Annotated in this window: 11 protein-coding genes; 4 read left to right on the forward strand and 7 right to left on the reverse strand. The window is 64.2% G+C overall.

Annotated features, from left to right (window positions below; all coding sequences use genetic code 11):
* The first annotated feature begins 2 nt into the window (after positions 1-2).
* On the forward strand, positions 3-887 hold the full coding sequence (locus AC24R4_RS05345; protein WP_487522445.1) for a LysR family transcriptional regulator: 885 nt from the start codon (positions 3-5) through the stop codon (positions 885-887).
* A 71-nt stretch (positions 888-958) separates the two neighbouring features.
* Here AC24R4_RS05345 and AC24R4_RS05350 read toward each other — a convergent pair whose 3' ends face one another.
* Positions 959-1,885: a LysR family transcriptional regulator gene (locus AC24R4_RS05350; RefSeq protein WP_487522446.1), complete on the reverse strand. Its 927-nt coding sequence runs from the start codon at positions 1,883-1,885 to the stop codon at positions 959-961.
* Between the two features lie 118 nt (positions 1,886-2,003).
* Between AC24R4_RS05350 and AC24R4_RS05355 the strand changes: the two genes are divergently transcribed.
* Both AC24R4_RS05355 and AC24R4_RS05360 read left to right on the forward strand, forming a co-directional pair.
* A complete protein-coding gene (locus AC24R4_RS05355; protein WP_487522988.1) occupies positions 2,004-2,672 on the forward strand; it encodes an HAD family hydrolase in 669 nt (222 codons plus the stop codon).
* Positions 2,673-2,794: 122 nt separating this feature from the next.
* Positions 2,795-3,940 (forward strand): DSD1 family PLP-dependent enzyme, encoded by a 1,146-nt coding sequence (locus AC24R4_RS05360; protein ID WP_487522447.1) that lies wholly within the window; start codon positions 2,795-2,797, stop codon positions 3,938-3,940.
* A gap of 50 nt (positions 3,941-3,990) precedes the next feature.
* Here AC24R4_RS05360 and AC24R4_RS05365 read toward each other — a convergent pair whose 3' ends face one another.
* The 3 genes from AC24R4_RS05365 to AC24R4_RS05375 are packed head-to-tail and all read right to left on the reverse strand — an operon-like array spanning position 3,991 to position 7,159.
* Positions 3,991-4,962, reverse strand: coding sequence for a tripartite tricarboxylate transporter substrate binding protein (locus tag AC24R4_RS05365; RefSeq protein WP_487522448.1), 972 nt, complete (start codon positions 4,960-4,962; stop codon positions 3,991-3,993).
* A gap of 53 nt (positions 4,963-5,015) precedes the next feature.
* Entirely contained in the window at positions 5,016-6,167 is a 1,152-nt protein-coding gene (locus tag AC24R4_RS05370; protein ID WP_487522449.1) for a CaiB/BaiF CoA transferase family protein, read from the reverse strand.
* A 20-nt stretch (positions 6,168-6,187) separates the two neighbouring features.
* Entirely contained in the window at positions 6,188-7,159 is a 972-nt protein-coding gene (locus AC24R4_RS05375) for a hydroxymethylglutaryl-CoA lyase (protein ID WP_487522450.1), read from the reverse strand.
* Between the two features lie 129 nt (positions 7,160-7,288).
* Between AC24R4_RS05375 and AC24R4_RS05380 the strand changes: the two genes are divergently transcribed.
* On the forward strand, positions 7,289-8,221 hold the full coding sequence (locus AC24R4_RS05380) for a LysR family transcriptional regulator (RefSeq protein ID WP_487522451.1): 933 nt from the start codon (positions 7,289-7,291) through the stop codon (positions 8,219-8,221).
* Positions 8,222-8,424: 203 nt separating this feature from the next.
* Here AC24R4_RS05380 and mqo read toward each other — a convergent pair whose 3' ends face one another.
* The 3 genes from mqo to flgK form a co-directional block, all read right to left on the reverse strand.
* Entirely contained in the window at positions 8,425-10,140 is a 1,716-nt protein-coding gene (mqo, locus tag AC24R4_RS05385) for a malate dehydrogenase (quinone) (protein WP_487522452.1), read from the reverse strand.
* Positions 10,141-10,573: 433 nt separating this feature from the next.
* The gene (gene flgL, locus AC24R4_RS05390; protein WP_400393962.1) at positions 10,574-11,806 is read right to left on the reverse strand and encodes a flagellar hook-associated protein FlgL; all 1,233 of its coding nucleotides are present in this window, start codon (positions 11,804-11,806) and stop codon (positions 10,574-10,576) included.
* Between the two features lie 43 nt (positions 11,807-11,849).
* Positions 11,850-13,760 carry a flagellar hook-associated protein FlgK gene (flgK, locus tag AC24R4_RS05395; protein WP_400393964.1) on the reverse strand — a complete coding sequence of 637 codons (1,911 nt, stop codon included), beginning with the start codon at positions 13,758-13,760 and terminating at the stop codon, positions 11,850-11,852.
* Positions 13,761-13,957 lie beyond the last annotated feature (197 nt).

Genomic DNA, 13,957 nt, shown 5'->3' on the forward strand with positions numbered 1-13,957 from the left:
GTATGGGTACGGAACCTAGCTGGGAACTCTATCGCTCTTACCTCTGTGTGCTGCAGGAAGGCTCGCTGTCTGGCGCCGCACGCGCGCTGGGGCTCGCCCAACCGACAGTGGGTCGCCATGTCGAAGCACTGGAGAAGTCCCTGGGGCTCAACCTCTTCACCCGCTCGCAGACGGGGCTGCTCCCAACTCCGGCCGCGCTCGAACTCAAGCCCTACGCCGAGGCCATGAGCACTTCCGCAGCTGCCCTGATGCGCGCCGCGGAAAGCCAGGGCGACGTCAAGGGAACCGTGCGCATCAGCGCGAGCGAAGTCATAGGCGCCGAGGTTCTGCCCCCTATCGTCGCGCAACTACAGGCGGCGCACCCGGGACTCAAGGTCGAACTGGCGCTGACGAACCGTGTCCAGGACCTGCTGCTGCGCGAAGCCGACATTGCCGTTCGCATGACGCGCCCTGACCAGGACGCCTTGCTGGCCCGGCGCATAGGTGTCGTCCAACTGGGCCTGCATGCGCACCGACACTATTTGAGCAAACGGGGAATCCCCGAGAAGCCCGCCGAGCTGGCAAAGCATGCGTTGATCGGTTTCGACGAGGAGACGCCGTTCCTGCGGGCGGGAAGCAAGACGCTCCCCGGCTGGCGTCGGGATGCCTTTACGGTGCGCACGGACAGCGACCTGGCTCAATTCGCACTGATCCGCGCAGGCGCAGGCATTGGCGTCTGCCAGGTTGCGCTGGCTCGGCGCTATCCTGACCTTGTCCGCGTGCTGGCCGACGACTTCACCTTTCCACTCGAAATGTGGGTCGCGATGCATGAGGATCTGCGCCACAGCGCGCGCTGCAAGGTGCCGTTCGACGCACTGTGTGCGGGCTTGGAACAGCACGTGGCCTGAAGGCTTTTCCTGGCTCCATCAGCGATGGTCTCGATATTTGCGTGGGTCCCCAAGTCGGCGCCGCACGCACCTCACTGCATATCCTGCCTGTCGCCGCCCAACGCCTCTTCCAGGAATTGCATCACCGCTTGGACACGGGCCGTACGTCCGCGTCGCGTCGGCACCAACAATGTCACCGGCGCGCTGTCGAACTCCCAGTCAGCCAGCACCCGTACGAGTCTGCCGCGCGCGACAGCGTCGGCCACGTCCCATTCCGAACGGAGCACCAGTCCCAGGCCCTGCTCTGCCCACTGGCGCGCAATACTGCCGTCATTGCTGGTGTAGGCCGCCACGACACGCACTGTCTCTCGTGCCCGGGATCGCCGCCCTGCGCTGGCGCCCGGCCAACGGAAGCGCCACAGCGTCGCGTCCTCGTCGTTCTCCCGGATGCAGATGCAGGCGTGCGAGAGTAAGTCGCGGGGCTCCGCGGGCGTGCCGTGCTGGCTCAAGTAGGCCGGGCTGGCGCACAGCCAGCGCGCATTGGGGGCCAGTGTGCGGGCGATCCAGGATGAATCGCGTACCGCGCCGATGTGGACCACGGCATCCGAGTCGTGGCGGTCTGGCCAGGGGGTCTCATGCAAATCGAGCTGCAAGCGCAAGCCCGGATGGGCCAGTGCAAACCGCCCCAGCAGTGGGGCGATATGGTGCCGTCCGTAGCCAAAGGGGGCGGCAATACGGAGCGTTCCCGTGAGCCGGCTGTCCTCCCGCCTGAAAGACTCGGGCAGCGCATGGAGCTGAGCCAGCAGCGCCGCACTCTCACGCGCGAAGCGTTCGCCTTCGGGCGTCAGGCTCAACCGCCTGGCGGTGCGGGTGGCAAGCGCAAGGCCCAGGATGGACTCCAGCTTGCGCAGGCGCGCTGACAATGCCGGGGGTGTCACATTCAGCGTTCGCGCCGCCGCGCTAAGCGAGGGTGACTGTGCCAGCGCCTCGACCAGGCGCAGGTCCTCGATCTGGATCATTCACTTCAGCTTAACGATTGATGTTCCGGGATTTAACCACGAGCCACGCTATCGTTTCTACACTGGGAACCTCTGACGACAGTGCGCCGCTGCGCAAACCATCTCGTAAATGGATCTCATGGACAAAGTCGCTCCCCGCCTTTCGCCCGCCTGGCCGCGTGCCGTGCTTTTCGACCTGCTCACCGCATTGCTGGACTCCTGGACCCTCTGGAACTCGGCCGCCGGGTCCGAGGCCGCGGGCCGCGCCTGGCGGGCCGAATACCTGCGGAGAACCTACGGCTGCGGCGCCTACGTGAGTTATGAACAACTGGTGCGGGAGGCGGCCGAACACGTCGGCTTGCCTCCGACGGCACCGCAGGCGCTGGAAGCACACTGGGACGAATTGCCACCGTGGGACGGCGCCCGCGAATTGCTGCAGGCACTGCGGCCGCATTGCAAGCTGGCAGTCGTGACGAACTGCTCCGAGCGCCTGGGGCAGCGCGCTGCCGCGCTGTTGGGCGTCGACTGGGATGTCGTGGTCACTTCCGAGGCAGCCGGCTACTACAAGCCCGATCCGCGCCCGTACCAGCTTGCCCTGGAGGCACTCCGCGTGCAGGCACCCGATGCGGCCTTCGTGGCCGGTTCCGGCTATGACATGTTCGGTACCTCAGTGGTGGGATTGCGCACGTATTGGCATAACCGCATCGGCCTCGCATTGCCTGCCGGTGCGCCCGCGCCGGAAGTCGAGTATTCGACCCTGCCCCCGGCACTGCCGTGGTTGGGGTCCTTTCGTGCTGCCAGCCGCTAAGAGGATCCGCGATGGCCCCGCGCCCGCCGCGGTGCCGGGCCTCATCTCGCGTGGCCTGTGCGAAGACTTACCCGCACTGAAGGCCAAGCGCCAATACATGGACTGACAAGATCACGGACGACATGAACACTTCCTCCACGTCGCTAATGCAGTTGGAAACTCCCGCGGCAGTCATCGACACCACGCGCATGCATCGGAACATACAACGGATGCAGGCACGCATGGACGCGCTTGGCGTGCGCTTCCGCCCGCACGCCAAGACCAGCAAGTGCACCGAGGTCGTACGCGCGCAGATCGCAGCGGGGGCCAGCGGCATCACCGTCTCCACACTGAAGGAAGCGACCCATTTTTTTGACGACGGCATCACCGACATCCTCTACGGCGTGGGCATGGTGGCCAACAAGCTGCCCCAAGCGTTGGCGCTCCGCCGCCGGGGCTGCGACCTGAAGATCGTGACCGACAGCGTGGATTCTGCGCGCGCCATCGTTGCCTTCGGCGCGGAGAACGGCGAGGTCTTTGAAGTCTGGATCGAGATCGATACCGACGGCCACCGCTCCGGCATTCGCCCGGATGAGGCAGCACTTATCGACGTCGCGACCGTGCTGCACGAAGGCGGTGCGCGTCTCGGCGGCGTGATGACGCACGCGGGTTCCAGCTATGAACTCGATACGCCGGAGGCACTTGCCGCGATGGCCGAGCAGGAGCGGTCCGGCTGCGTTCGCGCCGCCGATCGACTGCGCGAAGCCGGCCTGCCCTGCCCGGTGGTCAGCGTTGGCTCCACGCCGACAGCGCTCTCCGCGAACCACTTGCAAGGCGTGACAGAAGTACGCGCCGGCGTTTACGTCTTCTTCGACCTCGTCATGCACAACGTGGGCGTTTGTTCGACCGAAGACATCGCACTGAGCGTGATAACCACCGTGATCGGCCACCAAGCCGACAAAGGCTGGGCCATCGTCGATGCGGGCTGGATGGCCATGAGCCGCGACCGCGGCACGCAGAACCAGAAACGCGACTTCGGCTACGGCCAGGTGTGCGGAGTGGATGGTGCGGTCATTCCGGGCTACATCCTCCGTGGCGCAAACCAGGAACATGGCATCCTGTCGCGCGCGGATGCTACGGATACCGACATCGCCAAGCGTTTCCCGATCGGCACACGGCTGCGCATCCTGCCAAACCACGCTTGTGCCACGGGCGCGCAGTTTCCCTCGTACCAGGCGCTCGCCGAAGAGGGCGAGATCACCGAATGGCGACGCTTGCATGGCTGGTAATCAAACCAGGCGCGAAAGCTGGTAGATGGACATGGTCTCGGTGGGATGGATTATTCGACCTTGACGTTGGCCTTCTTCACCAGGCCGGCGTAACGGTCGGCTTCCGTACGGAAGTATTGGGCGGCCGCCTCGGGGGACCCAGGCTTGATGACAGTGGCCTGCTTCTTCAGCGCTTCGACCACCTCGGGGCTGGAAAACGCCGTGACAAAGGCATCGTGTACCCGCTTCACATCGGCGGGTTTCATGTTGGCGGGGCCGACGACGGCGAACCAGCCTTCCACGTGGTAATCGGGCAGGCCCTGCTCGGCGATGGTCGGCACATCGGGAGCCACGGGCGAACGCGCATCGCCACACACGCCAATGGCACGCAAGGTGCCGGCCTTCAGGTAAGGCAACGCGGCATTGAGTGCCACCACGCCCATGTCCACCTGCCCGCCAAGCAGGTCGGTCACCATCGGGCCGGTGCCCTTGTACGGAATATGATTCGCCTTGACGCCGGCTTCGCTCAGGAACATCTCCCCCGCGAGGTGGATGATCGTGCCGTTCCCCGACGACGCATAGTTGTAGGCATCGGGCTTTGCCTTGAGCAGCGCCACCAGTTCCTTGACGTTCTTCGCGGGGACTTTCGGATTGACCACCAGCACGAGCTGGGTGGCGCCGATCACGCTAATCGGCGTCACGTCCTTGATCGGGTCGAAGGGCATCGACTTGAATACGCTCGGGTTGATCACGTGATTGTTCGACACCAGTCCCAGCGTCAGGCCGTCAGGTTGTGCCTTGACCACGGCGGCCGCACCCGTGATGCCCCCCGCTCCGGGCAGGTTCTCGATCACCACGGGTTGCCCCATGGCCTTGCTCAGCGCGGGGCCAGCGGTACGGGCGATGGCATCGACGCCGGAGCCCGCGCTAATTGGCAGGATCAGCCGCACCGGCTTGCCGCCTTGAGCCAGCGCGGGCAACGCGGTGCAGAGCAGAAATCCCGTGGCAGCCGCCACGGCCCTCCAGTAGGGGCGTGAAATCATGGTTGTCTCCGTCTTTGTTATGGGAACAGCGGTAAGGCAATATCGGGCCTGGCTCAATCACCTGGCCTTGGCATGCGTCCGAGCACTTCGTCGTTGTGCTCGCCGGGCCTGGGCAGCGGATACCTGACTCCCGGGCGCCTGCCGCCCATCAGGAGCGGCAGCAGGACCGTGGGTGCGATCGAACCGTCGTCCACCTGCATCGGCACAAGACCACCGCTCTCCTTCAGGTGCGGATCGTCAAGTAGCTGGTCTGGACGGACGATTGGCGCATAGGGAATGCCGGCGGCTTCGAGCTGCGGCATCAATGCATCGGCGCGATGGTGCTGAAGGATGGTGCCCAGTTCTTCCAGCAACTGGGGCCGCACTGCCACACGGGACACGTTATCGCGGTACTCGGGCCGGTGGACCAGTTCTGCATGCCCGAGCACGTTGCAGAGCGTGACGAACTGCTTGTCGCTAACCGCACCGATGAAGAGCTGCTCGCCGTCGGCCAGCGTGAAGACGTCATAGACGCTCCACGCCGACACGCGCGACGGCATCGGCGGCGGCGCCTCGCCCGTCATCGCGAACTGCTGCATATGCTGCGACGCCAGGAACACGCAGTTTTCGAACAGCGCGCTCTGGATCTCCTGTCCCCGGCCCGTCCGGTCGCGTTCGCGCAGCGCGGCCAGCACGCCGATGGCGCCGAACATGCCGCCCATGATGTCGTTGACCGACGTGCCCGCGCGCAGCGGCCGTCCTTTCGGCCCTGTCATGTAGGACAGGCCGCCCATCATCTGCACCACTTCATCCAGCGCCAGCCGTTTTTCGTACGGTCCGGGCAGGAAGCCCTTGTGGGAAACGTAGATCAGGTGCGGGTACTTCGCCGACAGCGTCGCATGGTCAAGACCGAGCTTTTCCATCAGGCCGGGCCGGAAGTTTTCCAGCAGCACATCGCTCTGCCCGGCCAGTTCCGCCGCGGCCGCGCGCCCTTCTTCAGTCGTGATGTCCAGCACCACGCTCTTCTTGTTGCGGTTGAAGGCGCGGAAAAAGCCGATGCCCAGGCCGGGAAGGTTGCGGGTCTTGTCGCCACCGGGCGGCTCCACCTTGATGACCTCGGCGCCCAGGTCGGCCAGGATCATGCCGCAGGTGGGCCCCATCACCATATGGGTGAATTCGACGACGCGGATGCCGGCCAACGGCAGCGAGGTGTTCTCTTGTTGCATGGTACGGTCCAGGATGTCGATCAAGCCACCGCGCGGTGGGCGCCGGCAGCAAAGGTTTTGGGCAGTCCGGCGCGCCAGAGCGTGCCGTGCAGCGTTTCCCCGGCAAGCCAGCCTTTCACCTGCTGTCGCAATGCCAGCAGTGCATCGATATCGACGCCGGTCTCGATGCCCATGCTGCCGAGCATGTACGCCAGGTCTTCGGTCGTCACGTTGCCGCTGGCGCCGGGCGCGTGCGGGCAGCCGCCGATGCCGGCGAGGCAGGCATCGAAGCGCGTGACGCCGGTTTGCATGGCCGCCAGCACATTGGCCAGGCCCAGTCCGCGGGTATCGTGGAAATGGCCGCACCAGAAGCGGTCGCCGGCAATCGCCACGGCGCGCTCGAACAACTCACGCACCATGCGCGGATCGGCGTAGCCCACCGTGTCGGCCAGGCTCACGCGATCGGCGCCCGCGTCGAGCAGCGCCTGCATCAGCCGCAGTACTTCATCGGGCTGCACGCGACCCTGTAGCGTGCAGCCAAAGGCCGTGCCCACGCCACCTTCGATCAGCGTCCTGGACCCCGCGGCGTCGCGCGCCGCGCGGATACGTGCCACCTCGGCCACCACGTCGTCGGGAGACTTGCGCAGATTGGCAAGGCTGTGCGCATGGCTGGCGGACAACGGCACGATCATCAGGTCGGCACCGCTGGCGATGGCATCCTCGGCGCCGCGCAGGTTGGGCACGAGCACCGAGACGAACAGCCCCGGCAGCGTGCGGGCGAACGCCACCAGCTCGGCGGTATCGGCCAGTTGCGGCAACAGTCGTGCGGGGACGAACGAGCCCACCTCGATCTCGCGCTGACCTGCTGCGTGGGCAGCACGAATCCAGCGCTTCTTGTGTTCGGTGGGGACGATGGTCTGAACACTCTGCAGCCCGTCACGCAATCCGACTTCCCGGATGACGGCGCGCAGCGGCCAGGCGGCCAGGTTCTGGTGATGCGATGCAGGGATCATGGCTTGCGGCGAGACGCCGGGAAGAGACACGCGATACCTGCCACTCTATGCCGTTCCAAAAACAATCGAAAGCGATCTTCCGCCATCGCTATCGTTCCATATCGGAATGTCTGCGCCTACAATCCAGGCATGCGAGATCTCGACCTGACCACCCTCCGGCTATTCGTCGCCGTGTGCGAAACCCAGAACATCGCGCGCGCTGGCGAGCAGCAACATATCGTGGCATCCGCAATCAGCAAGCGGCTGGCGCAGCTTGAGGAGACGGTCGGCACAAGTCTGCTGGACCGCCGCCGCCGTGGCGTGGCGCCCACCGCAGCTGGCGAAATTGTGCTGACTCACGCACGCGCAATGCTGGCCGCAGCCGACCGCGTGGCGCGCGACATGGCTGACTTTGGCTCGGGCATTCGGGGTCAGGTGCGCCTGCTGGCGACGGTATCGTCGATGGCGGAATCGCTGCCGGACGACATCGCTGCCTTCCTGCAGATCCCGGGTCATCAGGATGTGGGGATCACGATCGAGGAAAGCCTGAGCATCGACGTTGTGCGGTCGCTGCGCGAAGGCTCCGCACCGCTGGCGATTTGCTGGGATGCGGCCGACCTGGAAGGATTTCAGACCCGCCCATATCGGGCAGACCATCTGGCAGCGATCGTGCATGGTTCGCATCCGCTCGCCCAGGCTGACAATTGCGCGTTCGCGCAGACGCTGGATCATCGGCATATCGGCATGCCGGCGCAAACAGCCGTCCAGACCATGCTGAATCGACATGCCGCAATTCTCGGCCGACATATCGACTACCGGGCAGTCGTATCCACATTCGATGCCGCGCTGCGCTGCGTTCGCGCAAATCTGGGATTGTCCATCATCCCGCAGGAGATTGCGGAACCCGTTGCACAGGCACTCGGTATTCGCGCAATCCCCTTGCGCGACGATTGGGCCCGCCGCCGGTTTGCCATTTGCTCGCGCGACTTCGATACGCTGTCGCCGGTCGGAAAGATGCTGGTGGATTTTCTGGAGGCTCGGGCAAATCCACAGATCGGCGTTACGCGACCTGGAGGTTCGTGAGGCGCCGTTCGTGGCGTCGATTCAGTCGAGGGACTGTGATCGGCCAGTTGGGCCGACCACCGCTACGACTGGCAATGCCCGCCAAGTCGCCAAGTCAATCGCCATCGCCGTCGTAAGCGCCTGGACCCCGCTCGCCCCTGCCCGGATACCGGAACGATGGTTCACCATGCCAATCTGCTCGACTGTCTTCCGGTGCCGGTGCCTTACAAGGCCATATCCGGCACCTTCTTCACCACGCCCGGGTTCGTCATGGTGCCGGTGGCCGGGGTGACGCCGTCAAGGCTTGGCGGCGCGATGGCCAGTTGCAGCGTTTCGGCCGTGGTCGCCCATTCCTTTGCCAGAAGCTGCGGATTGTCATTGAGCTTCTTGCCGTAGCTGGGCACGATCTCGCGAATCTTCTGCTGCCAGGCCGGCGATTTCATCTGCTCGGGGAACACGCGCTCAAGCAGCGACAGCATGATCGCCGGCGACGTCGAGCCACCGGGTGAAGCGCCCAACAGCGCAGATACCGAACGGTCGCCAGATACCACAACCTCCGTGCCAAGCTTCAGTACCCCGCCTTTCTTCGGGTCGTTCTTGATGATCTGCACGCGTTGTCCAGCCTCCCACAGACGCCAGTCCTCGTCCTTCGCCTCGGGCATGTAGTGGCGCAGCGCCGCCATCTTTTCTTCGCGCGACAGCGCCAATTGCTGCGCCAGGTACTTCACGAGTGCAAACTCGTGAGCGCCGACCTGCAACTGAGGAATGACGTTCGACGGGGTCGTCGCCTTGACCAGGTCGAAGTACGAGCCGTTCTTGAGGAATTTGCTGGACCACGTGGCAAACGGCCCGAAGAGGATCACCTTCTTGCCATCGAGCACGCGGGTATCCAGATGGGGCACCGACATGGGGGGCGAACCGGTATCCGCCAGGCCATAGACCTTTGCCAAATGGCGCGAGGCAATCTCGGGCTTGTCCGTAACGAGGAACTCGCCGCCAACCGGGAAGCCGCCGTATTGCTCCGCCTCGGGGATACCGGACAGTTGCAGCAGCGGCAATGCCGCGCCGCCCGCGCCAATGAACACGTTTCGGGCATCTACCGTCTGAATCCGGGCGCCGTCCTTCGTGTCGAACGCGGACACGCGCCAGCTACCGTCCTCGTTCCGCGTAATCGAACGCACCTCGTAGCCGGTGGAGACCTTCACGCCTGCATTGCCGGTCAGGTGCTTGTAGAACTGACGCGTGATTTCGCCCAGATTCACGTCCGTCCCGAGTGGCGAACGCGTGGCGGTGACCACCTCATCGGCCTTGCGGCCTTCCATCATGATGGGAATCCACTCCGCAATCTTCGCCGGGTCTGTGGTCATTTCCATGCCCGCGAACAGCGGCGAAGCCTTCAGCGCCTCGACGCGCTTGCGCATGAACTCCCGGTTCTCCTGTCCGAAGACCAGATTCATGTGCGGCGTCGCGTTGATGAACTCCCGCGGGTTGCCTAAAACACCCTTGCGCACCTGATGCGCCCAGAACTGGCGCGAGATCTGGAAGTTCTCGTTGATGTCGATGGCCTTGTCGATATGGACATTGCCCTTGTCGTCCATCGGCGTGTAGTTCAGCTCGCAGAGTGCCGAGTGTCCGGTGCCGGCGTTGTTCCAGCCGTTCGAGCTTTCTTCCGCAACCTTGTCCAGGCGCTCGAACACCTCGCACGTCCAGTCCGGCTGCAGCTCTTTCAGATAAACGCCCAGCGTGGCGCTCATGATGCCGCCGCCAATCAGCAGCACATCGACCTTGCGATCGGCCTTGGCAGCGCGGTACTGACTGCCAAAAAAGTACGAATAGCCGCCCCATGCGGCTGCGGCGCCGACAGCGGTTGCAATGAATTTACGACGGGTGAAAGGCTTGCCGCCGCGGCGTGCGGCGGTCTTCTTGTCCGATTGAGTCATGGGAGTCACTTCTAATTAGCGTGCAGCGTCGACAGACTGATCAAGCCGAGTAATACCAACGTTGATTCAGACTGCGGGGGGCGCCGTCGTTTTCTGCGCGGCGGGTTGGAAGTGAACCCACATGCCGGCGATACAAGCGGCGATTCTAACGCACGTCGGGCGCCGATGTAGGGGAAAACCCTGATATATCAGGCGGCACCCGCCTCCCTGATATGCCGAATGAGGCTTCCAGCGGATCGGATTTGCCGTATCTGGATCGCGCACATTGGCCTTGACGGGTGCTTTGCCAGACGGCACAAAAAAAGACCCGCCACATGTAGAGGCGGGTCTTTCCATTACGGCTGCGAAGCGCGTTCGAGAAATGCACGCGCAGCGATTTGCCAACTCGCATTCCGTCAGAACAGTCACAGGTGGTGCAACGCCACCTACCGCATCACCCCAGGAACCTGAACAGGTTCATCTGCTGGATCTGCATGAACGATTGCTGCGCGCCCTGCAGGGCCGTCTGACGCTGGTAGTACTCGGTAATGGCCGATGCGTAATCCAGTTCGGTCAGGTCCGAGAGCGTCTTGGAGTTGCTCAAGTCGCGGTTCGAGCCGATGGTGTCCAGCGCATCGAGTTCGTTCATGCGCGAGCCCACCGACGCACGCACCGTCAGCACGTTGTCCAGCGAGTTGTTGTTCTGGCGCAGGCCGGTCGAGATCGCATTCTGCAGGTTGGCCGCGGCCACGTCCTGGGCAGTGCCGGAGTCGATCGGCGTGCGCAGGGCGGTGATCACGTCCTTCAGGTTGGCGAACATGTCGGCGCCTGCCTGCTGGGCCGGTTGCACCAGGAACGTGTCGTTATTGGCGGGCGTGCCCTTGATCGAGAACGACACGCCGGCCACGTTGATGGAGCCGCCATCGACGTAGTTCGTTGCCGGGCCGACGGGGTTGCCCGTGGTCTGGTCGTTGACGGTGTATTGCGTGACGCCGGCAGCGACCGAGAACGTCACGCTCAGCTTGTGGCCGTACAGTGCGTTGCTCGGATCGGTCACCGAAATCGCGCTGAAGGTGCCCGTGCCGGCGTTGGTGCTGCTGCCCTTGATGACGTAGCCAGCATTGGCCGTGACGGTCTGGAAGATCTCCGCGCCGTTGTTGCCGGCTTCCATCTGGCGCGCCACGTCAACCCGCAGCAGCTGGTGGCCGGTGTCGCCCTGGTACGTGAGGTTGCCGGCGGCATCGGTCGCGAAGGGGGCGGTGCCGGTCTTCAGGCCCGCGAACAGGTAGTTGCCATTGCCGTCATCGGCGTTGGCCAGGCCCACCAGTTGATCGTACTGGCCTTGCAGGGCCGTTGCCAGCGATGCGCGATCGTTGTCGCTCAGCGTGCCGTTACCGGCGTTCACCAGCAGCGACTTGATGTTCTGCAGCACGGTGGTTACGGTCGACAGCGTGTTTTCTTCCAGGCCCAGCGACGCATTGGCCTGCTTGCGCGAAGCGGTGTACTGGCCGTTCACGGCGACCGATTGCGAAACGCCCAGCGCGCGCGTGGCCGCGACGGGGTCGTCCGACGGCGTCAGCACGCGGCGGCCGGTGGCCAGCTGCTGTTGCACGTGCAGCAGGTTGGACTGCTGGCTGTTCATCGAGGACAGGCCCTGGTGATACAGGGTGGAGGTTGCGACGCGCATGGCGTGATTCCTTCTTTTCCGGTGTTGTCAGGGATGTCCGCGATCAGCCGATGCTGACCAGCGTGTCGAAGATCGTGCTGGCCGCCTGGATGACCTTGGCGTTGGCCTGGTACAGCTGCTGGAACTTCAGCAGGTTCACGGTTTCCTCGTCCATGTTCACGCCCGACACCGACTGCTGGGCCGTGTAGATCTGGTCCGTGATGCTGTCCTGCGATGCCGACGCGATGTCGGTCGACTTGGCCTTGCTGCCCACGTCGTTGACCAGCTGGGCATACGCGTCGTTGAAGCTCGACGTGCCGTTGATGGTCTTGGCGGTCTGCAGCTTGGCCAGCTTGAGCATGTTGCCGTTGTCGGCGACCGCGCCCGTGTTGTTCGACAGCGTGAACTGGTCGCCATTCTTGGGCGTGCCGTTCAGGCTGAACGTCATGTTGTTGATCGTGATATCCGTACCCGTGGCCGTGGTGGTCACGGTAGGCGCAGGGGCCAGCGGATTGCCGGTGACGGAATCCACGATCACGTAGGCGCCACCGGTGTACGTCACCTTGACCGGATTGGTCAGCAGCGAGTAACCCGGGGTCACATTGGACAGCGACGCCTTCACCGTGCCGGTATTCTGCGTGCTGGCATCCACGCGTGCCGGCGATGCCGCGGCAATCTTGGCCGGATCGGTGATCAGCGCGTTGAAGCTCGACGCAACGTTGCGCGTCGGCTGGATCTCGAACGAGTCGTTCGGATTCATCGGTGCGCTCAGCGTGATCTTCATGCCGTCCGCGGTGAAGGTCGGCAGCGCCGGCCCCGGGAAGCTCTGCACCACCACGTTGTCGGTCTTGCGCGTCAGCGAGTACTGGCCGCCCACGAAACTCAGCGTGTAGTCGCTGGTGGTCAGGTTGCTGGCGTTGGCGATCGTCGCCGTCACCACCGAACTGGACGTGTTGTTGTTGTTCGCATAGACCACCGGCGAACCCATGGCAAACATGTCGGTGCCGATGGCGCCGTTCAGGTCGATACCGAGCTTGTGCTGGGCATTGAACGTCTGGCCGATGGCCAGCGAGATGCGGCCGATGGCGCTTTGCGCCGTGTCCAGCGTCTCGCTGCGGAAGCGCATCAGGCCGCCGATGGAGCCGCCGGTGACCGCGCCGGGTTCGGCCTCGATCGCATTCGACGTGCCCGGAATCGTGTAGGCGATGACCGTGCGGCTGGGGTCGGCTGCCGAAGCCACCGCCTTGATGTCGTACGAATCGCTGCCCATCACCAGCGGCTGGCCATTGCCCACGAACACGTTGTACGTGCCGCCGTCCTGCACCACCACCTTGGCGCCCACCAGTTCGGTCAGCTTGGCCACGGCCTGGTCGCGCTGGTCGAGCAGGTCGTTGGGAGGCTGGCCGCCGGCGGAGGCGGTCATGCGCGTGATTTCCTTGTTCAGGCTGGCGATCTGCTTGGTGTAGTCGTTGACCTGCGTGACCGACGACTGCAGCTGGGTATTGATGCCGTCCTGCAGCTGCTTGAAGTAATCGCTCGACGACTTGATCTGGCCGGCCAGTGCCTGCGCCGACGAGATCAGGCCTTGGCGCGTGGCCGGGTCCGACGGCGTGTCCGACACGGCCTGCACGGCCGCGAAGAACTTCTGCATCAGCGGCGCCAGGCCGCCCTTTTCGTCTGCCAGCAGGTTGTCGATCTGGCGGATCTGGTCGGAATACGTCGACAGGTCGTGACTGGCCGACGTGGCGCCGCGCAGCTGGCCGGTCAGGAAGCTGTCGTACACGCGCTGCACGGTGACCGTGTTCGAGCCCATGCCGTAGAAGCCCGAACCAGTGGCCTGACCGCCGGCCGACGCAATGATCGTGTTCTGGCGCGTATAGCCCGCGGTGGCCGCGTTGCTGAAGTTGTGGCCGACCGTGGTAAGCCCGTTCTGGGCGACGTTCAGGCCCGACAGACCGATATTAAACAGAGACATGTTTGTCTGACTCCGGATCGAATGGCTAGCCAGCGGCAAACGGCCGACGGCGGTGGATGTGTTGGTTATCGGCGGAAATGCGGCGCGACTTTAGCGGCGCAATGCCTTGGAGTACCCGGCATTTGTGAGCGATCACTCTCATCGAAATGCAACGCGGAAGCGCAATCAGCGCGACCGCTACACGGTCACGCTGGATG

The sequence above is a fragment of the Cupriavidus sp. CER-90 genome (assembly GCF_057652055.1).